The following is a 23507-nucleotide window of genomic DNA, read 5'->3' on the forward strand; positions in this document are numbered from 1 at the left end:
GCACGGGATTTAATGCCTGATCTACTGCTGGATTGACGTCTTTTTCGACTCCTGAGTTGATTCTTAATCCAATGCGCAAGCCGCATGGCGCGCGCTTGTGCAGCGGCGCGGGCGCGGATTTACAATATCGGTTAATCATGAGGTGCTCAATATGTCGTTTTCCCCAAGCAGCACCGCAGCAGTTGCCGAACCGGCAAGCCCTGCGCCCGTGGATTCGCTGCTCGCATCGATCGAAACCGACCGGCCCGATGCGTTCGTTTCACTCGGTTCCGCCTTCCTCACCCGCCTGCCCGCCGCGCCTTTGCCGGAGCCTTATCTGGTAGGCATTTCCGCCGATATCGCCGCGCAACTCGGCTTTAACGCCGCGGATGCGCAGGATCCGGCGTTTGCCGCGTTGTTCGCGGGAAATCCCACGCGCGAATGGCCGGCGGAGAAGTTGCCGTATGCGTCGGTGTATTCGGGGCATCAGTTCGGCGTATGGGCCGGCCAACTCGGCGATGGCCGCGCGATCGGCCTGGGCGAGATCGAACACGACGGCAAGCGCCTCGAGCTGCAGTTAAAAGGCGCGGGACGCACGCCGTATTCGCGCATGGGCGATGGGCGCGCAGTGCTGCGCTCATCGATACGCGAATATTTGTGCTCCGAAGCCATGCACCATCTCGGCATTCCGACTACACGGGCGATGTGCGTGATTGGATCGGACCAGCCGGTCAGGCGCGAAACCATGGAAACGGCGGCCGTCGTGACGCGGGTCGCGCCGAGTTTCGTGCGCTTTGGGCACTTCGAGCACTTCTACACGAACGACCGCGTGGACGAACTGCGAAAGCTCGCCGATCACGTGATCGACCGGTTCTACCCGCACTGCCGCAAAGCAGACGATCCTTACCTCGCGCTCCTCAACGAAGTCACCCTTCGCACCGCCGACCTGATGGCGGACTGGCAAGCCGTTGGTTTTTGCCATGGCGTGATGAACACGGACAATATGTCGATTCTCGGGCTGACAATCGATTACGGCCCGTTTGGGTTTATCGACGGATTCAACGCGAATCACATCTGCAATCACTCGGATTCACAAGGCCGGTACGCTTATAAAATGCAGCCGCAGATTGGCTACTGGAATCTGTTTTGCCTCGCGCAGGCGCTGGTGCCGCTGTTCGGTGCGCAATACGACGGCGATAACGGTGACAAGCGCAACGAAAAGATCATCGAAGACGCGCAGCGAGTGCTGGAAGGATTCAAGGACCGTTTTGCACCCGCGCTCGAGCGCCTGATGCGCGCGAAACTCGGTCTGGCCGAGATCCGCGAGGGCGACGACAAACTCGTCAGCCGCCTCTTCGAAGTGATGAACGCGAATCGCGCTGATTTCACGCTGACGTTGCGCAATCTTGCCAAAATGCGCAAGGCGGATGCTTCCGGCGACGCGCCGGTACGCGATCTGTTCCTCGATCGGGCCGCTTTCGATGTCTGGGCAAACGACTACCGGCTGCGTGTGTCGGAGGAAACACGGAGCGACGAAGCGCGTGCAAACGCGATGAACGCCGTGAATCCAAAATATGTCTTACGCAATCATCTGGCCGAAAACGCCATCCGGCTGGCGAAGGAGAAGGACTTTTCCGAGGTCGAAAGACTGGCGCGCGTATTGCGGAACCCGTTCGACGAACAACCTGAATTCGAAGCGTATGCCGGCCTGCCGCCCGACTGGGCGAGCGACCTGGAAGTCAGTTGCTCTTCCTGAAACAGCCCCCAAATAATTGAGCCGCCTTGTTGGGCGCAACTCAAGCTCTGGAGATAGAACCATGAACCGAGACGACCTTACGAAGGACCCCGTTGCTCCGCTGCAGAAGGACGACGCCGCCTACCGCAAGGAATTGACCGACATCCAGTATCAGGTGACGCGCCTCGCGGCCACCGAGCGGCCGTTCACCGGCGAGTACTGGGATCACACGGAACGTGGCGTGTACGACTGCGTGTGCTGCGGCACGCCGCTGTTCGAATCGGATACGAAATTCGATGCCGGTTGCGGCTGGCCGAGCTACTTCAAGCCGATCAACGGCGAAGTGATCAAGGAAAAGACCGACCACGCGCACGGCATGCTGCGCATCGAGGTGCAATGCAAGAACTGCGGCGCGCATCTGGGCCACGTCTTCGAAGATGGCCCCGCGCCAACCGGCCTGCGCTACTGCATCAACTCGGCTGCGCTACAATTCGAACCCAAGTAAGCGTCAGGCGAGTGAGCCAGTCAGTCGGCCTTGCCGCGGCGAGTCAACTCGCCGCGCGCTTTCAAATAAATGCGGCCTGACCTGCGGTTATTCACTCGCAAACGTCGTCGCGTGCCGGTTATGACCCGCAGTGACCCGGTTACGCGCGGCGTGTGTGCGCTTTCAAATCGATGCCCTCCTCGTCCCTACGACATGAAATTTCTGTTCGATCTGTTTCCGATCCTCCTCTTCTTCGTCGCATTCAAGATCTGGGGCATCTACACCGCAACCGCTGTCGCGATTGTCGCCACGCTCGTGCAGATTGCGTGGGTCGCGTTCCGGCATCGCAAAGTTGACCCTATGCTGTGGGTGAGCCTCGGGGTCGTGGTCGTGTTCGGCGGCGCGACGCTCGTGCTGCATAACGATACGTTCATCAAGTGGAAACCTACCGCGCTCTACTGGCTCTTCGCCGGCGCGCTGATTGTGTCGCAGGTCGGTTTTGGCAAGAACCTCATTGAAGCGATGATGGGCAAGCAGATCGTGTTGCCGCATCGCGTGTGGGGCCAGTTGAATCTCGCCTGGGCCGTGTTCTTTGCGATCCTCGGCGTGGTCAACCTGTTCGTCGCCTTCAACTACACCACCGATCAGTGGGTCAACTTCAAGCTGTTCGGCGCGACCGGGTGTTTGGTGGTGTTTATCGTCGCGCAGAGTTTGTGGCTCGCGAAGTACATGAAAGAGGACGAAGGGAAATGAGCGATCCCGGTTTTATCGAGAACTTCGTCAACGCGTCCGCTGAAGGCAAGATCGCCTATCTTGAAGCGCGGCTTAACGCGGCGCTCGCGGCCGACTCGGTGCATATCGACGACGACAGCGCGGCGCACGCCGGCCATGCCGGAGCCTCGGCGGGCAGCCACTATACGGTCACTATCGTGGCTGCCCGATTCGCCGGGAAGCCACGCGTGGCGCGGCACCGGCTGGTGTATGATGCGCTGGCCGATGAGCTGCGGCAGGGAATTCATGCACTCGCCATCAAGGCTTTTACACCCGAAGAATTCGCAGAACAGTTCGAGTGACCGGGTGACCGTCCCTCAGCTCAGTTGTGCTTTCAGCCAAGATTCCCAGCCCTCGTTCTGATCAGGAACTATTGATGATTTTGAAAAATCCCCGTATCTGGGTGCTGCTGGCCGCGTTTGCGGCGGTGCCTGTGTTTGCTCAGAACATTGCCGTGGTGAACGGCACGCCGATTCCCAAGTCCCGCGTGGACGCTCTCGTTGCGCAACTCGTTCAGCAAGGTCAGCAGGACACGCCGCAATTGCAGGCGGCCGTGCGTCAAGAGCTGGTGAATCGCGAGATCCTGATGCAGGAAGCCATGCGGCGCGGTATTGCCACGCGTCCTGAGGTGAAGGCGCAGATTGCGGTGGCTCAGCAGACCGTGGTATTGCGGGCGTTGATCGAAGATTTCGTGAAGACCAATGCACCGACCGACGCTGAAATCAAGGCGCGTTACGACGATATGGTGAAGCAAGTCGGTGGTGGCAAGGAATATCACCTGCACCATATCCTCGTAGCCGATGAAGCCCAGGCGAAGGACTTGATCGCGAAGATCAAGGCTGGCGCGAGCTTTGAAGATCTGGCGAAGCAGTATTCGAAAGATCCGGGATCGGGCAAAAATGGCGGCGATCTGGATTGGTCGAGCCCGCAGGCTTACGTGCCGGAGTTCGGCGCGGCGGCCGAGAAGCTGAAGAAGGGCGAGATGACGGATACGCCGGTGAAGACGCAGTTCGGCTGGCACATCATTCGGTTGGACGATATTCGCGATGTTGCGCCCCCGCCGCTTGAGCAGGTCAAGGATCAGATTGCGAAGCAGATTCAGCAGGAAAAGCTGCAGGCCTTTGAAGAAGGTTTGCAGAAGAAGGCTGTTATCAAGTAATTGAAGTAATTGAAGTAATTGTCGGCTTTTTGCCGATGTGAAAAAGCCCCGCTGGTTTGCACCAGCGGGGCTTTTTCATTGGGCTTTCAGTCCCTTAGTTGATGCCCTTGTTTGGTTAGCCAAGGGCACCCGCTCCATCTTTATCCGACCCAGCGCCGCGCGTTCTGGAACACGCGCAGCCACGGGCTTGCGTCTGCAGTCCAATCCCCTGGCGTCCAGCTCATCTGCACATTCCTGTGCACACGCTCCATATGCGGCATCAGCACGGTGAAGCGCCCATCGGGCGTCGTCACCGACGTAATCCCCTGCGGCGAGCCATTCGGATTAAACGGATAACGCTCGGTAGCAGCGCCCTGGTTATCGACGAAACGCATGGCGACTAGAGCGTTTGCCGAATCGCCTTGCTGCGAGAAATCCGCGAAGCCTTCACCGTGCGCAACCGCGACTGGAATTCGCGAGCCTTCCATCCCGGCGAAGAATATCGACGGGGAGCTTTGTACTTCAACCGATGAAAAGCGTGCCTCGAATTGCTCCGACTTGTTGCGCGTGAACTTCGGCCATGCATCGGCGCCGGGAATCATCGAAGCGAGGCTGCTCATCATCTGGCAACCGTTGCAAATGCCCAGCGCAAAGGTATCGGTGCGGCCGAAGAACTCGGCGAACATGTCCGCAAGCCGCGGATTGAAGCGGATGGTCTTCGCCCAGCCCTCGCCTGCGCCGAGCACGTCGCCGTAGGAGAAACCACCACACGCCACTGCGCCCGCGAAGTCAGCCAACGTAACGCGGCCTTCCAGCAAATCGCTCATGTGAACGTCGTGCGTATCGAAGCCCGAGCGGTCAAATGCGTAAGCCGTTTCCAGATGCGAATTGACGCCCTGCTCGCGCAAGATTGCAACGCACGGACGCGCGCCTTTGCCAACAAACGGAGCCGATACATCCTGCGCCGCATCGAAAGTCAAAACCGGCGAAATGCCCGGATCTGCAGGGTCGAGCAACGCATCATATTCAGCATCGGCGCAGGCGGGGTTATCGCGTAACCGGGCAATGCGCCAGCTCACTTCGCTCCACGCACGCTGCAAATCATGGCGCGGGGCGTCGAAGATCTTCTTCGCGTCGCGATAGATTTCAATGGTGTCACGCTCGTTCGGCTTGCCTATCACTTCCGAACACGCTGACAGCCCGTGTTCGCGCAACGCAGCCAGCACAGCATCGCGATCCGCCAGAGGCACCTGGATCACGCCACCCAACTCCTCGGCGAACAACGCGCGAATGGTCCGGTCCTCACGACGCCCGCTGGTCTGCTTCGCCCAGTCCTTGGCATCGCCGTAATCGGATTCGTGGCTGGGATCGAGTATCAGCATGTCCACATTCAGCGACACACCCACGTGCCCGGCAAACGCCATTTCGCAGACAGTGGCCCAAAGGCCGCCATCGGAACGATCGTGATACGCGAGCAATTTGCCTGCTGCGTTGAGCGACTGGATCGCGTTGAAGAAGCGCTTGAGGTCCTCGGCATCATCGACGTCAGGAACCGTGTCGCCGATCTGCTGCGTCACCTGCGCCAAAATGCTGCCGCCGAGACGGTTCTTGCCGCGACCCAGGTCGATAGAGATCAGCACCGTATCCGTGCCACGCTGCAACTGCGGCGTGAGCTGGCGACGTACATCTTCAACCGGCGCGAACGCCGAAATGATCAGAGACACCGGCGACACCACTTCCTTCGCCGCGCCCGTGGCGTCCTGCCACTTGGTGCGCATCGACAGCGAATCCTTGCCGACTGGAATACTGATACCGAGCGCCGGGCACAATTCCATGCCGATGGCCTTCACGGTGTCAAACAGCGCTGCGTCTTCGCCAGGACTGCCGCATGCAGCCATCCAGTTAGCGGAAAGCTTCAGCTTGTTCAACGATTCGATGGGTGCCGCCGCAATGTTCGTCACCGCTTCGCCCACGGCCATGCGGCCCGACGCCGGTGCATCGATAACAGCCAACGGCGTGCGCTCGGCGATGGTCATCGCTTCGCCGCGGAAGCCCGCGTAATCCATCGTGGTGATTGCGCAATCGGCGACGGGCACTTGCCACGGGCCGACCATCTGATCGCGCGCGGTCGTGCCGCCCACCGACCGATCCCCAATCGTGATCAAGAACGACTTGCTGGCAACCGTCGGGTGCTTGAGCACGCTGACCGCGATCTCCGACAACACCAAACCGGTCACATCGACGGGTTCAAACTTCAAGACTTCGCGCTTCACGTCGCGATGCATCTTTGGCGTCTTGCCGAGCAGGACTTCCATGGGCATATCGACGGGTTCGAGCTTTTCGTCCGCACTCTTCAAGTCGTCGATCAACTGCAACTGGCGTTCTTCCGTAGCCACACCGACCACTGCCACCGGGCAGCGTTCACGCGTGCAGATGGCTTCGAAGGCCGGGAGGCTTTCCGGCGCGATCGCGAGAACGTAGCGTTCCTGCGCCTCGTTCGACCAGATTTCACGCGGCGACAAACCGGATTCTTCAAGCTGCACACGACGCAGTTCGAAACGCGCGCCCTTGTCCGCCCCATCGACCAGTTCAGGAAACGCATTCGACAACCCGCCCGCGCCCACGTCGTGGATGCTCAGAATCGGGTTTTCAGCGCCCAACTGCCAGCATGCGTTGATCACTTCCTGTGCGCGCCGCTGGATTTCCGGGTTGCCGCGCTGGACGGAATCGAAGTCGAGTTGCGCGGTGTTCGCGCCGGTCGCCATTGAGCTCGCTGCGCCGCCACCCATGCCGATACGCATGCCCGGACCGCCGATCTGGATCAGCAGCGATCCCGCCGGCAGATCCATCTTGTGCGTGTGCTGGTCCGAGATATTGCCGATGCCGCCCGCGATCATGATCGGCTTGTGATAACCCCGCACGCGCCCGGCGGCGTTTTGCTCATAAGCGCGGAAATAGCCGCCCAGATTGGGTCGGCCAAACTCGTTATTAAACGCAGCCGCGCCGATCGGGCCATCGATCATGATCTGCAACGGCGAAGCAATGCGCTCCGGCCGTCCATACGGCTCATGGGCATCGGAGGGATTGCGCTGCGGCACCGGCACGGCGCTGTCGCGGGCGTTTTCCCACGGCTGGCGTGCATCGGGCAAGTCCAGGTTCGATACCGTGAAACCCGCCAGACCCGCTTTCGGACGCGCGCCGCGACCGGTTGCGCCTTCGTCGCGGATCTCGCCGCCCGAGCCCGTCGCGGCGCCCGCAAACGGCGAAATGGCGGTCGGGTGGTTATGCGTCTCGACCTTCATCAACGTGTGCGTCAATTCGGTGTGACGACCGTAATGCTCGTTCGAACCGCGCGGGAACCAGCGCTCGGCCGTGCCGCCTTCCATGATCGCCGAGTTATCCGAATACGCGACAATCGTGCCGGCGTGATTTAGCTTCTCGGTGTTGCGGATCATGTTGAAGAGCGAAATGTCCTGCGGCTCGCCGTCGATGGTCCACTGCCCGTTGAAAATCTTGTGGCGGCAGTGTTCGCTGTTGGCCTGCGCGAACATCATCAATTCGACGTCGGTCGGGTTGCGCTGCAACTGCTTGAACGAATCAACGAGATAGTCGATTTCGTCTTCCGCGAGCGCCAGGCCCAGTTCGGCGTTCGCCGTCTCCAGCGCGCCGCGGCCGCGGCCGAGGATATCGACGGCTTGCAACGGCTGGGCCGGCAGTTCGTCGAAGAGATGCAGCGCGTGGTCCCGCGACGGCGCTACGCTTTCGGTCATCCGGTCATGCAACGCGGCGGCGACCGCCGTGCGCTCTTGCTCGCTCAACGCCTTCTTGCCGCCGATGCCGGTTCCGAGCAATCCGCCCTTCAGCAAAACTGTATATTCGATGCCGCGCTCGATCCGGCGGACCTGCGCGAGGCCGCAGTGATGCGCGATATCTGTCGCTTTACTCGCCCACGGCGACACCGTGCCGAAACGCGGCACAACCATGAAGGTTTCGTGTGCGCCTCGTTCGGTTGTTGCCTCAAACGGCGTGCCGTAGTGCATCAGCGCGTGGATGCGGTTGCTGTCCTCATCGGAGAGCGGTTCGGTCGAGTTGACGAAATGCAGATACTGGCCGCGCACGCCGACAATATTCGGGTCGATGCGCGTCAATGTTTCGAGCAGGCGGGTTTGACGGAAATCGGAGAGGGCCGAAGCGCCGGGGAAACACGAGAAGTGGGCCATTGTCACGGTGCTTAAATGACGTCGGAGACGCCGAGGCGACGTCGAGACGAGAGACGTCGGAGCCGCTTGCGGCAGTGCCGCATTTGGCGGTGAGAAGACCCGGATTATAACCCGGAAGTGTCTCGAAAACGGACCCCCGGCCAAGCTGTGAAACGCCCCGAATGAGATGCCCCAATCTCTCAAATGCCGCTGTAATGTTTTTACGAAGGTTCTGCGGTGCGCTTCAGAAGCCTTGCCACGCCTGGGTTTCCCGCCGCCGGGCGGGGCTTCGGCGCGGTTGCGGCGGACTTCTCGCCATCCCGGCGGCGCGCGATTGGCGCTATCATGGCGCGCTTTCCCCGACCGGCGTAGTCGTCGCGTAGTTGTCGTTAAACGCCGGTTCGCTTCTTTCGCTTCTCTCACGAGAATCCCGGCGAATCCCGGGCGCCCGGTCACATTCGGGCGCCGGCTCGTGAACCAGTCTGGTCTTGCGCCTTCGGGCGAGAACGAATCATGGATGTCATCGTCATCGGCGGCGGAATCGCCGGCATCGCCACCGCGTATCAATTGCGTGCAAACGGGCACCGCGTCTGCGTGGTCGAGCGCCATGCCACCGTTGCGCAGGGCGCGACCTACGGTCATGGCGGCTCCGTGCTGCCCTCGCCGCTCGATGTGTGGTTCGGACCAACCTTCATGCAGACGCGCCGCGCAGCAAAAACCGGCGTCGTGTTCAAACCCGGCTTCAATTCCGACACCCGCGAGTTCGCGAAGCAACTTGCGCTGCTCAAGGATCCCGAGCGTTTCACCGGGCAATACGCGGCGTTGCGGCCGCTGGTGGAGATATCGCGCGATGTCATCGCAGATATCGACACGAGATACGCGCTCGATTACGAACAGCGCACCGGCGTGCTGCACGTATTCCGCGATGCACGCGATCTCGAACTGGCGCAGTCGGCCATTGCGTTGCTGCAGCGCTTCGAGACGCCGCACAAGATGCTGACGCCCGCCGAATGCGTGGCCGCCGAACCGTCCATTCCCGACGATCCGCCGCTCGCTGGCGGCGTGTTGCTCGGCGATGCCCGCACCGCCAATTGCCCGTTGTTCACCAAGTTGCTGAAGCAGGCGCTGGAAGACAGCGGCGTGCAGTTTCAGCTTGGCCGCGAAGTGACGGCAATCCGCGCCGATGCCCAGCGCGCCGCCGTGGAACTCGGGCCGCGCGCAGGTGAAGTCGATGGCAAAGGCCGCAAGTCCCGCGATGTGGAACTGATCGGCGCCGATGCCATCGTCGTGGCGGCTGGTACCGGCACGCCGGCGTTGCTGGCGACGCTGGGAATCGCGTTGCCCTTGCACCCGCTGCGCCTGCACACGCTGACCGCGCCGATTGCTTACGAGGAGCGCGCGCCGCACATTACGGTCGTCGATTCGGTGAAACGCATCACGATGACGCGGATCAACCAGCGCATGCGCGTGACGGGTGGCGCGGTGCTGGAGAGCGTGGCCAAGGCGCACAAGCCGATGACCGAAAGCATGACGCGCCGCGCTCTGGCGCTGCTCGGCCAGGCGACGCACGACTGGATTCCGGGGGCGGCGAAGGTATCGGCGGCGCGGGCATGGGACGGCATCCGGCTTATCTCGCCCGATGGTTTGCCCGTGGTGAGCCCGAGCGCGCACGCCCGCCTGTTCGTCAATGCGGCGCATGGTCCGGCGGGCTGGGGCATCGCTTGCGGGGCCGCTAAAGTGATCGCGGCGATGGTCTCCGGGACCACGCCCGACGTGCCCGCCGAAACGCTGAGCGCGTTGCGGATGGATCGGTTCTAGGATGATTTGACGGGCATCGGGCACGGCGTTGGCGTTTTAGTGGAAGCAAGGCGCTTCGCAAATCCCCGGCGTTCGACGCTTGCGGGCATTTGGGCGTGATAATTGCGATGAGTTCACGCACTTCTCTTCCGCTGCCGCCATGACCGACTCCGCCTCAAATACTGCCCCGCCGTATATCGAGCCGCGCGATCACGCGCTGGCGCTCCTCACACTCGATGAACTCCGTACGCTCGAACGCCGTACGGCGGCTGCCTTGCCCGCGAATACGCTGATGGCGCGCGCCGGGGCTGCTGCGGCGCAATTTGTCATCGATACGGACAGGCATGCGCCGCATCTCGCCGGGCTTCCCGTCTGGATCGTGGCCGGCCCCGGCAACAATGGTGGCGATGCGCTTGTGATGGCGGCCCGCCTGGAGCAAACGGGTATCGATGTGGAAGTCTGCATGCCGGTGGAAGTCAAACCGGACGACGCCCGCTGGGCGCTGGCCGAAGCCAAAAAAGCCGGTGTGAAAATCACGACAGAAGCGCCCAACTCCTTCGATCACTTCGGCTGGCTCGTCGACGGCATGTTCGGCATCGGTCTCGCACGGCCGCTGGACGGCGTGTTCGCGGATCTTGCCGCGCGTCTGTCGCGGCGTTCGAAAGCGAGCGGCGGCGTGCTTGCGCTGGATATCGCGAGCGGGCTGTCGAGCGATACGGGCGAGCCGGTCAGCCGCAGCGCCGACGGCCGTCCGCAAGCGGTGCGCGCCACGCACACCATGACGTTCATCGGCGCGAAGCCGGGTCATTTCACCGGCGATGGCCGCGACCTGACGGGCAAGCTTTATATCGCCGATCTGGGCGTCAAGCCGCCGCTCGAACCGTCCATCGTGCTCAACGCGCCGTCGTTGTTCGGCACGCATTTACCACCTCGCGATTACGCGACCAACAAGGGCACGTTCGGCACGCTGGCCGTGCTCGGCGGTGACACCGGCATGTGCGGCGCGCCGATTCTCGCGGCACGCATGGCGTTGTACGGGGGCGCGGGCAAGGTGAACGTGGCGTTCATCGGCACGGATTCGCCGCCTTACGACCCGCCGCATCCGGAACTGATGCTGCACCACGTGGACCAGTTTTCCCTCGACAAAATGGATGCGCTCGCAGTGGGCTGCGGCATGGGCCAGAGCGAGCGCGCGAAGCAGGTTCTCGCCGACGTCCTCGCACTCGACGTCCCCAAACTCTTCGATGCCGACGCGCTGAACCTGATTTCATCGGATGAAAAGCTGGCAGCGAAGGTGGCCGAACGGGGTGCTCGCGGCGATCCCTGCGTGTTGACGCCGCACCCGCTGGAAGCTGCGCGGCTGCTCGGCTCCGATGTCAAGAAGGTACAGGTGGACCGTATTTCGGCGGCGCGCCACTTGGCGGCGCGTTACAGCGCGGTGATTGTGTTGAAAGGCACGGGCACGATCGTGGCGTCGCCGGATGGCCGTATTTCCGTGAACCCCACCGGCAATGCGGCGCTTGCGACGGGCGGGACTGGCGACGTGCTCGGCGGGTTGATCGGCGCGTTTCTCGCACAGCGGCTGCCCCCTTATGAAGCCGCGCTTGCAGGCGTTTATCTGCATGGGCTGGCCGCGGAGGTGTTGACTCAAGAGGGCCAGGGTCCGGCGGGACTGACCGCCGGTGAGTTGGCGCCCAAGGTGCGCCGTTTGCTCAATCAGCTGTTCTACATGGCGTGACCAGGCCGCGCGAGGCATTCATTCGTGGCGCATGGAACCCTGGGCAGCATGCCTTTGCGGCCATGCAAGCATTCTTTCATCCATCGTGGCTATACTTGTTGACTCGCGCGTAAGCGGGTCGGGATGGAACATAATCAGACCCCGCGTGATGATGTGCGATTCGATGTGCGATTCGCATTTCCCCGCCACCCTCTGACAAACGGACCGTTATGACGCTCAATTCGCTCCCTGCCTGGCCGGCGCTCCAGACGCATTACGATGCCATCCGTGACGAGCGCCTGCGCGACTGGTTCGCGCCGCAAAACGACACAACGCCATCCCGCGCCGAGCGCCTGACTTTCGACGGCGGCGGCATTTCCATCGATTTCTCGAAGAACCGCATCACCGAAGCCACGCTCAAGCTCCTTGTAGAACTCGCGCAGCAAGCAAAGGTCGCGGAAAAGCGCGACGCCGTGTTTGCCGGCGATATCGTCAACGTGACGGAACATCGGGCGGTGCTGCACACGGCCCTGCGTTCCACCGACGACAACTCCCCTTTCCAGAAGGAAATCCGGGCTGAAAAAGCCAAGATGGCCGCGTTCGCGAACAAGGTCCGCGACGGTTCGTGGACCGGGTACACGGGCAAGCGGATCCGGCATGTAGTGAACATCGGTATCGGCGGCTCGGATCTCGGGCCGAAGATGGTCGTGCATGCATTGCAGCACCTCGCATTGCCGGGTCTGGACACGCATTTCGTCTCGAACGTCGATGGCGCCGATATCTACAACGTGCTCAAGGGCCTGAATGCCGAAGAGACGCTGGCCATCGTGGTATCGAAGACGTTCACCACGCTCGAAACCATGACGAATGCGCGCTCCATGCGCGAGTGGTTCCTGAAGGGCGGTTGCCCTGAAGAAGCGCTGTCGAAGCACTTTGTGGGGGTATCGGCGAATCCGGAAGAAGTGGTCAAGTTTGGTATCGCGAAAGAAAACGTCTTCGAGATGTGGGACTGGGTCGGCGGCCGTTATTCGCTATGGTCCACCGTCGGCCTGTCGATCGTGATCTCGGTCGGCCCGGAGAATTTCGAAAAGCTGCTGGCCGGCGCGCACGCAATGGACGAGCATTTCCGCACGGCGCCGTTCGAACGCAACCTGCCTGTGCTGATGGGCATGATCGGCATCTGGTATCGCGACTTCTTCGGGTCGCAAAGCGTGATGGTCGCGCCGTACTCGCAAGCCATGCGTTATTTGTCTTCGTATCTCCAGCAACTCGAGATGGAGAGCAACGGCAAGTCCGCGCGGCTCGACGGCACCATGGTCGATTACGCGACCGCCGCCGTGATCTGGGGCGAGCCCGGCACGAACGGCCAGCACGCGTTTTATCAGATGCTGCATCAAGGTCCGACACTGATCCCGATCGACTTCATCGCGGTGTTGAAGCCGGAGCATCCGCTCATCGATCATCACGCCAAGCTGCTCGCGAATTGCTTCGCGCAAAGCGAAGCGCTGATGCTCGGACGCACGCTGGAAGAAGCGAAGAAGGTCGCAGGACCGGGCAAGGAAGAACTCGCGACGCACCTGAGCTTCCCGGGCAATCGCCCGACGACCACGATCATTCTCGATGCCCTCACGCCGGAGACGCTCGGTGCAGTCATCGCGCTCTACGAGCACAAGGTGCTGGTGCAAGGCGCGGTGTGGGACATCAACTCGTTCGATCAGTGGGGCGTGGAGCTGGGCAAGATTCTCGGCAAGGTGGTTGAAGCCGATATCACCAGCGAGAAGGCCGATCCTGCCAAGCACGATTCGTCGACGTCGGCGTTGATCGCGCGTGCGCAGGCTGCGTTGAAGAGTCTGTAAGCGCTGTTGTTGAGTTGCGGGCGAGTTGCGGGCGTTTTCGCATGAGAAGACGCCCGCAACCCACTACACGCTCAAGCCGTTCACGAGACGCCCTGCTTCTATGGTCACCGTCGCGTCGCATCGCTCGGCGAGTTCGGCATCGTGCGTAACGAGGATCAGCGTTGCCCCATTGCGCCGGTTCATCTCGAACATCAGGTCGATGATCGCGTAACCCGTTGCCGCGTCCAGACTGCCTGTGGGTTCATCGGCGAAAAGCACCGCCGGATGCGTGACAAATGCACGGGCAAGCGCGACACGTTGTTGCTCGCCGCCGGACAACAGCTTGGGATAGTGCGCCGTGCGTTGACCGAGACCGACCTGTTCGAGCAGGTCCCGTGCACGCGTCGCGATCTCTTTATGCGGCACGTCGCCGCGCAATTCGAGCGGCAGCATCACATTTTCCAGCGCGGTCAGATGCGGCATCAACTGGAACGACTGGAATACGAATCCCACCGATCCGCTGCGCAATGCCGCGCGCTCGTCTTCGTTCAGCGTGCCCAGGTCGTGCCCGAGCAGGCGAACCGAGCCGCCGGTGGCGCTGTCCAAACCGGCGAGCAGACCGAGCAGCGTCGATTTGCCCGAGCCCGATGCGCCGACTATGGCGATACTGCTGCCCTTTTCGATCGACAGGTCGATCTGATCGAGGATGATCAATTCGCCCGTCGCGTCTTTCACCCGCTTGCTTAAACCCCGTACTTCAATGACTGGTTCGATATTGTTTTGCATGGAGAGACTTAAGGTGAACTGGACGACGCGCGCCACGCTGGCCCTGCTTGTATGCACGTGCGCTACGCGAGCCTTCGCTGCGGACACAACGACTAACGCGGCCGCAGTGGCGGCCACGGCCGGCAAACCGTCGATCGTGGTCCTCGGCGACAGCATTTCCGCGGAATACGGCCTGCCGCGCGATACAGGCTGGGTAGCGTTGCTGCGCACGAAGCTGACGCAGGAGCACTTCGATTATAGCGTCGCCAATTCAAGCATCAGCGGCGACACCACCAGCGGCGGCCTCGCCCGCCTGCCCGCCGCGCTCAACCGGCTCAAGCCGAAGATCGTGATTTTGGAACTCGGCGCCAACGACGCGCTGCGCGGCGTGCCGCTTACAACGACCGAAGCTAACTTGCGGGCCATCATCGAACAATCCCAGGCGATCAACGCGAAAGTCTTACTCGTCGGCATGTACGTTCCGCCTAATTATGGCCTCGACTACTCGCAAAAGTTTCACGGCGTCTATGAACAATTAGCGAAAGAAGAACACGTGCCGCTGGTCCCGTTCTTACTGGCTGGGATCGAAAACAAGCCGGAAATGTTCCAGGCCGACCAGATTCATCCGACCCCTCAGGCCCAGCCTTTGCTATTAAACAACGTCTGGCCAGTTTTAAGACCTTTGCTGGGCGCGCCATCGAAATGACCGGGGGACATCACTATTGAAGCAATTCATCGATATCCCCGCTTGAATCCTGTCAGCGCGCCGCCCGGTTGGCTTTCAGCCATGCGCGGAATAGGGCCACGATTCAGTATCAAGACTTTCGCGTAACTCTGAAAAACCCCGGCTCCGCTGTGAGCGCATTGAAAGGAGGTAACGTGAAATATTTACCAGTTCTCGCTTTAACCGTCGCGATGTCGGCTTGCGCCGCGCCCATGTCCCCCGGCGTCAGCCAGGTTGGCACGAGCCAGCAACTGCCGAAGGCAGTCGCACAATGTATCGCGCAGAAATGGGCCGATAAATCACAGCAACAAGTCATTTCGCAGGACACGCTCGCGAACGACATGGCAGCCGATGTCTACGTTCCGGGTCAGCAACCGCCGAACGGCGCAGCCGCCGTCGTACGCCCCAATTATTCCGGTCCGGGCTCATGGGTCGGCTTCCGCGCTGCGGGCGCGGCCGGCAGCGACGCCACCGGCGACATCAAGGCTTGCCTCTGACCGTTCAGGTCTTCCTTCAACCCTGCCATCGAGCATCTTCGATTTGAAGAAGCCCGATATGAAAAAACCCCGCTGGTTTGCGCCAGCGGGGTTTTTTATGGGTGTCGCGAAGCTTATTGAAGCTTATTAGATCACGAGGATCACTGCGTCTGATCGGCCGTGGTCGGCACGTTCGTGATCTTCACCTTCGAGCGCGCCTTCAATGCGTCGAGGTACGACTCCATCTCGGCCTGCGCGTAGACCTGCGCTACTTGCTGTTGCGCCCCGGCCAGACGATCTGCGGTCACCGGTTCAGGCTTTTCGACGCCATTCACACGATAGATAGCGTATCCGTCCGCACCCAGATCGACGCCCACATAGGTCGGCAACTTCGATGAATCCGCCTTGAAGATAGCAGCGAGCGCGACGGGCGGCATGCCCTGCGCGTCGTTACGCGAAACCTTCGATACCGACGAAAACCCCGTAGTCGAATTGGACTTCTGCAATTCGACCAGCTTGGCTTCGCCGTCCTTGCGTGCAGCCTGCGCCGCTTGTTCAGCCACGACCTTCGTGCGTACCGCGTCCTTGATCGCATCGAGTGCGGGAATGGCGGCCGGCTTGTAGTCCGTCACACGGCCTGCAATCAGCGTGCTGCTGCCAACGTCGATAGCCTGCGTGTTGTTGTGCTGCTTCACGGAGTCGGGCGCGAATACAGCAGCCAGGAACTTCGGATTGTTCAAGGGGCTATCGGGCGGCAGCTTCGGATCGGGCTTCGATCCAATGGTTGCGCTCTGGACTTGCAGCTTGTATTTATCGGCGGCGGGTTGAAGCGACTTCGATTGTTCGTACACTGTCGAGGTGAACCCTTCCGCGTCGTCAGCCAGATTTTTCGCCGCTTGCTGCGCGACGACGTCCCTCGTGATCGTGTCCTTCACTTCGTCGAGCGACTGCGTGACGGACGGCTTCACGTCAGTTGCTTCAATGATGTGATAGCCGAAATCGGTCTGCACGACCCCACTGATTTCACCCTTCTTGAGGCCAAACGCGGCGTCGTCGAATGCCTGGCCGCCCGCGATCATGCCGCGGCTGAAATAACCGAGGTCACCGCCCTTCGACGCCGATCCCGGGTCCTGCGAATCTTTCTGCGCGATCTGCGCGAACTGGTCCGGATGCGCCTTGACCTGTGCGAGCAGTGTTTCGGCTTGTTGTTTGGCCTTGGCCTTGTCGGCGGCGCTTGCGTCTTTCGGCGCTGTGATCAGGATGTGGCTCACGCGGACTTGCGCCTGCGTCTTGAAACGCGCGATGTTGTCGTCGTAATACTTCTTCAGGTCGGCGTCGGACGGCTTGAGCGCTGCCGACAACGTAGCCGGCGACATCACGAGATATTGAATCGTGGCGGACTCAGGTGTCGCGAACTCGGCACGATGCGCGTCGTAATACGACTTCAGTTGTGCATCTGTGGGCTGGATCTTCGCGGTGTAATCGACTGTGCGGAACGCGAGACCTTGTACATCACGGCGTTGCTCGGCGATCTCGGTCAGGCTTTGCGCCAGCGTCTTCGACGTGAAGGCGGTGGCCTGGATGCTGCCCGGAATCTGTTGGGAAGCGAGGCCATAACGCACGCGTTCGTCGTATTGCTCAGGCGTCATGCCCTGCATGGCGAGCAATTGCTTGTACTGTTCCACGTCGATGGAACCATCGGGCTTGCGCAGCGAAGCAATGGTCGGATCGGCCAGCAATGCACGGCGCACGGCTTCGTCGGAGGCGGTCAGGTGAAGACGCTGGGTTTCGTCGGCGAGCGTGCGCTGCTGCACGAGGCTGTCGATCAACGAGGCGCGCATTTCCGGCGTTTCGAACATCTTCGGGTCGAACTGGGCGCCGAGCATCTGCCGCGCGCGATCGACTTGCTGACGCATCGCGCCGTCAAATTCGACACGCGTGATCTTGTGGCCGTTGACGCTGGCGACGTTCGCGTTTTCGTCGAAGAAACTGCTGAAGCCCTGAATACCCACAATTCCCAATCCTGGCACGACGATCAGGATCAACAGGGCCATCATCAGGCGTTGGTGATTACGGAAAAAGTCGAGCATGCGTGACGATTCTGCCTAATACGAAACGCCCGATGTTACAGCAGCGGGCAATAAAAAAGGCGAACCGGAGTTCGCCTTTCTCGTGAATGCTGGCGGAGTGGACGGGACTCGAACCCGCGACCCCCGGCGTGACAGGCCGGTATTCTAACCAACTGAACTACCACTCCTTTTTTACATCTTTTGCAACGATCCGAGACGAGATCCGCACGGCCGGTTAGCCTTGCTCCACAACCGTTTGCTCAATCGGGGACGCAGTATACAACGAAAAATCAGACGATGCGAAATTTTCTCATGCGACGCAGCAAAGGCCTTACCACACTAAGGCTCTAAGCCCCCTCCGCACCCTGCGATGCAGCGATGTCGCGTGCCTCGGCATCGCGGATCCGAAGCGGCTCGATCTTGCCCACGATCACGAGATAGCTGAACGCGCCGAGGAAACAGAATCCGCCCGCGACAACCAACGGAATGGTGAACGACCCTTTGGTGAGCTCGACCATGAAGCCGGTGAACGTCGTGATGACGATGCCCGCAAGGTTCGACGCAAAGTTCTGGATGCCGCCGATGGATGCAACGTAATCCGGCGTGGGCGCCACGTCGCCGGGAAGCGACCAGATGCTGGCGGCGGCGAACGCGAGGCTGCCGTAGGCAATCCCGAACGACGCAAGCATCACATACGTGCTCGTGGTGAACGCGGACAGCGTGATGATCGACGAGAGCAGCATGCCGCCGACCATGCAGGTCTTGCGCGACTTCGTCAGGCTCCAGCCGCGTTTATAAAGCGCATCCGAAACAATGCCGCCCAGCCAGCCGCCGGGAATCGAAATAAGCGCCGGAATCATGCCGAGCGTGCCGAGCGACTTGAGCGAAAAACCGCGCGTCTGCACGAGATAACTCGGGAACCACGTGATGAAAAAGTAGATCACGAAGTTCAGGCAGAAGAAGCCGAGCATCATGCCCCACAGTGTGCGATGCCTGAAGAGCGACGCCCATGTGACGTTCTGGCCCGATGTTTTTTCACGCGGTGCGGGCGCCGCATTTTCTGCGCCGGTCAGGTCACCACGCGACGGATTGCGATAGATCAGGAACCAGCCGAGCACCCATACCAGGCCGACCGCTCCTGTCGCGATGAACGATGCTTCCCAGCCGAAGCCGCTGATGATCAGCGCGACGACGGGGATGGAGAGTGCGGAGCCGACGCGCGAGCCGCTGTCGAAGATACTGGTGGCGAACGCACGCTGCGCCGGCTTGAACCATTGCGCGACGAGTTTCGCGCAGGCCGGATACGCGCCCGCTTCGCCGACGCCGAGCATCAGGCGGCAGCCGAACATGCCCGCGACGCTCGTGGCCGCCGCCGTCAGCGCGGTGAATACCGACCACCAGCCTACGGCGAGCGGCAATGCAATTCGTGCGCCGACTTTATCGACGAACCAGCCGAACGGCATCTGCATCAACGCGTAGGTCCAGAAGAAGCCGCTCATCACGAGGCCCATTTGCGCGGGGCCGATATTGAGCGCCTTCTCTATCTGAGGTGCGGCTACAGCGAGGTTTGCACGATCGACATAGTTGATCGCGATTGCCAGGAAGCATAGAAATACGACCATCCAACGCATCTTGCGCATACTTTGTCTCCTCCGGTACGGCACGTTTTTTTATCTACGATGCTCGTTTGCGACGCCACGAGCGAACGCAGGATCGGCTCGGGCAAGCACGCGTCCACGTGCTTGCCCGAGGCGTTACATGCTACCCGTTTAATGCCTATGTCTGCACGGCCCAAGCCTTACAGAACGAAAGTTTTCGCGACATGGCGATGGCTTCGACGCGGCTGTGCTTACCGCGCACCGCAGGCTTCCGGGGCAGGGAGTGATGCCCGCAAGACCCATGCATCGGCGATCAGGAACCGTTGCATATCTCATGCAGCGCGTTGAGCCTGCGCACCGGATCGGCCACGTACGGATTCGATTCATCCCACGCGTAGCCTGCCAGCACCGCGCTGATATAACGCTGGATATGCACTGTCTTATGCCGATAAAAAATGATGTCCTGCAACTCGCCCGTGTACCACCGCTCGACGAACGCGCGGAACGTATCTATACCCTTTCGCAGCGGCACATCGTAAGCCGCATGCCAGTCGAGCGTCTCGCCGTTGAACTGCCTCTCAAGTACCTGCACCGCCAGGTGCGCGGAGCGCAGCGCGATCGTCACGCCCGATGAAAACACCGGATCGAGGAACTCGCCAGCGTTACCGAGCAGCGCATAGCCCGGACCATGCAGCCGCTCGACGTTCGCCGAATACCCGCCGATATGCCGCACCGGCATCAGGAACGGCGCCTGCCCGATGAGCCCGTTGAGCGTCGGCTCCTGCTGGATCAGCGCACGCAGTTTTGCATCGCGTTCGTTCTCCGGACACTCGAGGAAACTCGCTTCGGCTACGCACCCGACCGACGAGCGCCCGCCCGCCAGCGGAATCATCCAGAACCAGACATTGCGATGCTCAGGATGGGTCGCGACGCAGATCTTGTTGCGGTCCGTGGCGCCGGACGGAATGCCGTCGCGCACATGCGTGAAGATGGCCGCGCGTGTTGGCATGCGCGTCGGTGCTTCGAGATTCAGAAGGCGCGGCAAGACACGGCCGAAGCCGCTTGCATCGAGTACAAAACGGGCTTGCACGCGGTATGCAACCCCCGCTTCATCGATGACATCCAGCGCGGGTGCGGCGCCCGTTTGCATCGCCTGCACGGTGTGGCCGAAACGCACTTCGGCGCCCTGCTCCGCTGCGCACCGGATCAGCAGATCGTCGAACACGGCGCGTTCGACCTGATACGTCGTGCCCCATCCCGGTGAGTGTTTATCGCGGAAATCGAAGGACGACGACTGGTCCCGATAGACAAAATGAGCGCCATTCTTGTACTGGAAGCCGGCCTCGACAACCGCTTGCAGCATGCCTGCCTCTTCCAGGTACGCCATGCTTTGCGGCAACAGGCTCTCTCCGACCGAAAAGCGCGGAAAATGCTGGCGCTCCAGCACGAGGACCGAGCGGCCCGCCTTTCTCAGCAGCGCAGCCGCGACCGCACCCGAGGGACCCGCGCCGATGATGGCCACATCAACGGTCATGTTTTGCTGCGATGAATCGGTATTCAATGGGACCTCGTTTGCCTGGGACTATCTGTGGGGGCGTGCGGCGCAGGTTGTCAATCTCGTGCTTCTGCACATGCCTTACTTGCCATTACAATGACGTGCGCCCTGTTCGCGTCATTTCCTGCCGGAGAGCAACTCGTGTCGTCATCCGAAACATCCAGCGTTGCCTTTGTGCCGGAGACGGCCTTCGGGCTCTGGTTTCTGCGTACCGCTACCTGGGAACATCACGTACTGCGCGTGGCGATCAACGACCTCAAGCGGCTGATCGATACAACGCTGCCCGACGCCCCCGTGATCGTCGACGTGGGTTGCGGGCAAGGCCAATCGTTCCGGCTGCTCGGAAAGGCGTTCAGGCCCGGCCGGATCGTTGGAGTCGATTTCCATGAGCCTTCGCTCGTGCAAGCCCAGGGCGCCGCGCGGGCTTGCTTGCAGGACGACGGCTGGACCGGCGAGATCGAGTTGCTGCACGGCGACTGCGCGCAGCTGCCCTTGCCCGATGCGAGCGCCGACATCGTGTTCTGCCATCAGACCTTTCATCATCTCGTCGAGCAAGGCCGTTCCCTTGACGAATTTCGCCGGGTATTGAAACCCGGCGGGGTTTTGCTATTCGCTGAATCCACCGACGCCTACATCAAGTCCTGGGTGATCCGGCTGCTGTTTCGCCATCCCATGCACGTGCAGAAAAGTGCGCACGGTTACCTCGATATGATCCGCGATGCCGGGTTCTCGTTCGGTTTACAGAACGTTTCCATGCCTTACCTATGGTGGAGCCGTGCGGCTGACTTCGGGCTCCTTGAGCGGCTCGGGCTGCATCGGACGCTGCCCGGCAAGCGTCGTGAAACGCTCGTCAATGTTGCTGCGACCAAGGCCGGTTGATCGCAGCTTTGCATCGATTCAGCATTACTGCGCGTCGAGCACGACCACATCTCCACGCACCCGCAAAGCCGCCGCGCTCATACTCACGCCGCACGTGAACTCGGTCGCCGACGCCGATTCAGTGCTATGAAAACTCGTCCCGATGTTGATGACGGCATTCGCGTTGTGAGCACGCGCATACGCCCGCAACTTCTGCAACGCATCGGCAAGCGCCCGATTGCAGGACGCATCCTGCCCGTTCGGGTCACGCGCGATACGCACCGACGTCGAGGTTTGTCCCAACTGGCTCTGCACGGCAGGATGAGCCTGCGAGCCGAAATACAACGCAACCTGCGCGCCCGGCGCTGACTGAGCGACAACCGGCGCAAGCGGCAGCGACTTCACTTGAGTCGCACACCCGGTCAACGTCGCAATAACCACCATCAGCCCGCCAAACGCATACTTGCTTTTCATCGTGTTTCCCCGGTTAGTTATTGTTACGGTCGTTGTGTTTGTTATGTTCGTTATGTTTGTTACGGACATCGGAAACTTCAGCCACCCTTCCACGCATCGAAGATCAGGCTGGCGCAACTGCCGCCGAACCCGAACGAAACTGACATCGCGGTGTCGATCTTCATCGCACGGGATGTGCATACAAGCGGCATGCCGTTCAAGCATGGATCGGGCGTTTCGATCGGCCCTGTCCCGGCGATAAAACCATCGCGCATCATCAGCAGCGTATAGATCGCCTCGTGCACGCCGCATGCTCCAAGCGGGTGACCCGACAGTCTCTTCGTCGATGAAAACAACGGGATGTCACTGCCGAATACAACGGACAATGCATGCAGTTCTTCGATGTCGCCAAGCGGTGTCGACGGTGCGTGCGTGTTGATATAGGCTGGACGCGTGCCTGCTTCATCGAGTGCGCCGCGCATGGCGCGCGCAATCCCCGATGCGTGAGGCGTCACCATGCCGGCACCGTCCGTGCAATGGCCGAAGCCCGTCAATTCTGCGTGGATGCGCGCGCCGCGCGACAACGCATGGTCCAGCGATTCGAGCACCAGCACGCCACCGCCCGACGCAATCACGAAACCGTCGCGCGTACTGTCATAGGGCCGCGAGGCACGTTCCGGCGTGTCGTTGAAACGCGTCGACAATGCGCCCATGGCGGCGAACATCAGCGTCATGTTGTCGTGCAATCCTTCGCTGCCGCCGGCCAGCACAATCTGCTGGCGGCCGGTCTGGATCAGTTGCATCGCCTGGCCGATCGCCAGCGCCGACGTCGTGCAGGCCGAGGACGGCGAGTACGTCACGCCCTCCAGCCCGAACACTTGCGCAACATTCGCCGATGCCGTGCTGCCCATCACTTGCGGGACCACGTACGGCAACACTCTTTCGATACCACGCGTGCGGGCAATCGCCATTGCTGCGTCATAAGCGGAGATCGTGCCGGTACCCGAACCGATCACCGCGCCCGCGAGCGGCGAACGTAACGTGGCGGGATCGAGTCCCGCATCGTTTATCGCCTTGCGCGCCGCGTGGCATGCAAAACGCGCCGTGTCGCCCATGAAGCGCTCAAGCTTGCGATCGAATGGCGGTTCGCCCGCGACTGACGCCACGCCCGCTACCTGACTCGCCAGACCACGGTCACACCACGCATCGACGCGCGTAATGCCGCTGCGTCCTTCGCGCAAACCGGTGGAGACATCGTCGAGCGTATTGCCCAGGCACGACACAATGCCCATACCGGTCACGACCACGCGTGACAAACTGCGCTGCGCAGGCGTAGATGTAGGCATAACCTCAC

Annotated in this window: 18 protein-coding genes and 1 tRNA gene; 11 read left to right on the forward strand and 8 right to left on the reverse strand. The window is 61.2% G+C overall.

What is annotated here, in order from left to right; all coding sequences use genetic code 11:
* Nucleotides 1-151: 151 nt before the first annotated feature.
* The 5 genes from M0D69_RS17850 (at nucleotide 152) to M0D69_RS17870 (ending at nucleotide 4128) form a co-directional block, all read left to right on the forward strand.
* Nucleotides 152-1735 (forward strand): YdiU family protein, encoded by a 1584-nt coding sequence (locus tag M0D69_RS17850; protein ID WP_301783281.1) that lies wholly within the window; start codon nucleotides 152-154, stop codon nucleotides 1733-1735.
* Between the two features lie 61 nt (nucleotides 1736-1796).
* A complete protein-coding gene (gene msrB / locus M0D69_RS17855; protein WP_301783282.1) occupies nucleotides 1797-2219 on the forward strand; it encodes a peptide-methionine (R)-S-oxide reductase MsrB in 423 nt (140 codons plus the stop codon).
* A gap of 192 nt (nucleotides 2220-2411) precedes the next feature.
* Nucleotides 2412-2951: a septation protein A gene (locus tag M0D69_RS17860; protein WP_122172791.1), complete on the forward strand. Its 540-nt coding sequence runs from the start codon at nucleotides 2412-2414 to the stop codon at nucleotides 2949-2951.
* On the forward strand, nucleotides 2948-3271 hold the full coding sequence (locus M0D69_RS17865) for a BolA family transcriptional regulator (protein WP_301783283.1): 324 nt from the start codon (nucleotides 2948-2950) through the stop codon (nucleotides 3269-3271). Before M0D69_RS17860 ends, M0D69_RS17865 begins: the two co-directional genes overlap by 4 nt.
* Before the next feature lie 74 nt (nucleotides 3272-3345).
* On the forward strand, nucleotides 3346-4128 hold the full coding sequence (locus tag M0D69_RS17870; RefSeq protein WP_301783284.1) for a peptidylprolyl isomerase: 783 nt from the start codon (nucleotides 3346-3348) through the stop codon (nucleotides 4126-4128).
* 140 nt (nucleotides 4129-4268) lie between these two features.
* On the opposite strand, the gene purL is transcribed toward M0D69_RS17870, so the two are convergent.
* Nucleotides 4269-8327 carry a phosphoribosylformylglycinamidine synthase gene (gene purL, locus M0D69_RS17875; protein WP_301783285.1) on the reverse strand — a complete coding sequence of 1353 codons (4059 nt, stop codon included), beginning with the start codon at nucleotides 8325-8327 and terminating at the stop codon, nucleotides 4269-4271.
* A 492-nt stretch (nucleotides 8328-8819) separates the two neighbouring features.
* Here purL and M0D69_RS17880 point away from each other — a divergent pair, with 492 nt between their 5' ends.
* The 3 genes from M0D69_RS17880 to pgi all read left to right on the forward strand — a co-directional run bounded on the left by M0D69_RS17880 (nucleotide 8820) and on the right by pgi (nucleotide 13676).
* The gene (locus tag M0D69_RS17880) at nucleotides 8820-10124 is read left to right on the forward strand and encodes an FAD-dependent oxidoreductase (RefSeq protein ID WP_301783286.1); all 1305 of its coding nucleotides are present in this window, start codon (nucleotides 8820-8822) and stop codon (nucleotides 10122-10124) included.
* A gap of 139 nt (nucleotides 10125-10263) precedes the next feature.
* Nucleotides 10264-11841, forward strand: a complete 1578-nt coding sequence (locus M0D69_RS17885) for an NAD(P)H-hydrate dehydratase (RefSeq protein WP_301783287.1) — start codon at nucleotides 10264-10266, stop codon at nucleotides 11839-11841.
* Between the two features lie 209 nt (nucleotides 11842-12050).
* Nucleotides 12051-13676 carry a glucose-6-phosphate isomerase gene (gene pgi / locus M0D69_RS17890; protein WP_301783288.1) on the forward strand — a complete coding sequence of 542 codons (1626 nt, stop codon included), beginning with the start codon at nucleotides 12051-12053 and terminating at the stop codon, nucleotides 13674-13676.
* A gap of 63 nt (nucleotides 13677-13739) precedes the next feature.
* Here pgi and M0D69_RS17895 read toward each other — a convergent pair whose 3' ends face one another.
* Nucleotides 13740-14441 (reverse strand): ABC transporter ATP-binding protein, encoded by a 702-nt coding sequence (locus M0D69_RS17895; protein WP_301783289.1) that lies wholly within the window; start codon nucleotides 14439-14441, stop codon nucleotides 13740-13742.
* On the opposite strand from M0D69_RS17895, the gene M0D69_RS17900 reads away from it, so the two are divergent.
* A complete protein-coding gene (locus M0D69_RS17900; RefSeq protein WP_301783290.1) occupies nucleotides 14440-15126 on the forward strand; it encodes an arylesterase in 687 nt (228 codons plus the stop codon). The genes M0D69_RS17895 and M0D69_RS17900 overlap by 2 nt on opposite strands.
* Before the next feature lie 173 nt (nucleotides 15127-15299).
* A complete protein-coding gene (locus M0D69_RS17905) occupies nucleotides 15300-15641 on the forward strand; it encodes a hypothetical protein (protein WP_301783291.1) in 342 nt (113 codons plus the stop codon).
* Nucleotides 15642-15781: 140 nt separating this feature from the next.
* Here the strand turns inward: M0D69_RS17905 and M0D69_RS17910 are convergent, their stop codons facing one another.
* From M0D69_RS17910 to M0D69_RS17925, 4 genes are all read right to left on the reverse strand, one after another.
* On the reverse strand, nucleotides 15782-17710 hold the full coding sequence (locus tag M0D69_RS17910) for a SurA N-terminal domain-containing protein (protein WP_301783292.1): 1929 nt from the start codon (nucleotides 17708-17710) through the stop codon (nucleotides 15782-15784).
* A 90-nt stretch (nucleotides 17711-17800) separates the two neighbouring features.
* A tRNA-Asp gene (locus M0D69_RS17915) sits at nucleotides 17801-17877 on the reverse strand.
* A 159-nt stretch (nucleotides 17878-18036) separates the two neighbouring features.
* Nucleotides 18037-19329 carry an MFS transporter gene (locus M0D69_RS17920; protein WP_301783293.1) on the reverse strand — a complete coding sequence of 431 codons (1293 nt, stop codon included), beginning with the start codon at nucleotides 19327-19329 and terminating at the stop codon, nucleotides 18037-18039.
* Between the two features lie 271 nt (nucleotides 19330-19600).
* Nucleotides 19601-20848 carry an NAD(P)/FAD-dependent oxidoreductase gene (locus M0D69_RS17925; protein ID WP_301783294.1) on the reverse strand — a complete coding sequence of 416 codons (1248 nt, stop codon included), beginning with the start codon at nucleotides 20846-20848 and terminating at the stop codon, nucleotides 19601-19603.
* Between the two features lie 135 nt (nucleotides 20849-20983).
* Here M0D69_RS17925 and M0D69_RS17930 point away from each other — a divergent pair, with 135 nt between their 5' ends.
* Entirely contained in the window at nucleotides 20984-21721 is a 738-nt protein-coding gene (locus tag M0D69_RS17930) for a class I SAM-dependent methyltransferase (protein WP_301783295.1), read from the forward strand.
* A gap of 24 nt (nucleotides 21722-21745) precedes the next feature.
* On the opposite strand, the gene M0D69_RS17935 is transcribed toward M0D69_RS17930, so the two are convergent.
* The gene (locus M0D69_RS17935; protein ID WP_301783296.1) at nucleotides 21746-22174 is read right to left on the reverse strand and encodes a signal peptidase; all 429 of its coding nucleotides are present in this window, start codon (nucleotides 22172-22174) and stop codon (nucleotides 21746-21748) included.
* Between the two features lie 77 nt (nucleotides 22175-22251).
* Nucleotides 22252-23499 carry a beta-ketoacyl synthase N-terminal-like domain-containing protein gene (locus tag M0D69_RS17940; RefSeq protein ID WP_301783297.1) on the reverse strand — a complete coding sequence of 416 codons (1248 nt, stop codon included), beginning with the start codon at nucleotides 23497-23499 and terminating at the stop codon, nucleotides 22252-22254.
* Nucleotides 23500-23507: the final 8 nt, after the last annotated feature.

This window comes from Caballeronia sp. SEWSISQ10-4 2, from assembly GCF_030464885.1.
GTDB lineage: Bacteria > Pseudomonadota > Gammaproteobacteria > Burkholderiales > Burkholderiaceae > Caballeronia.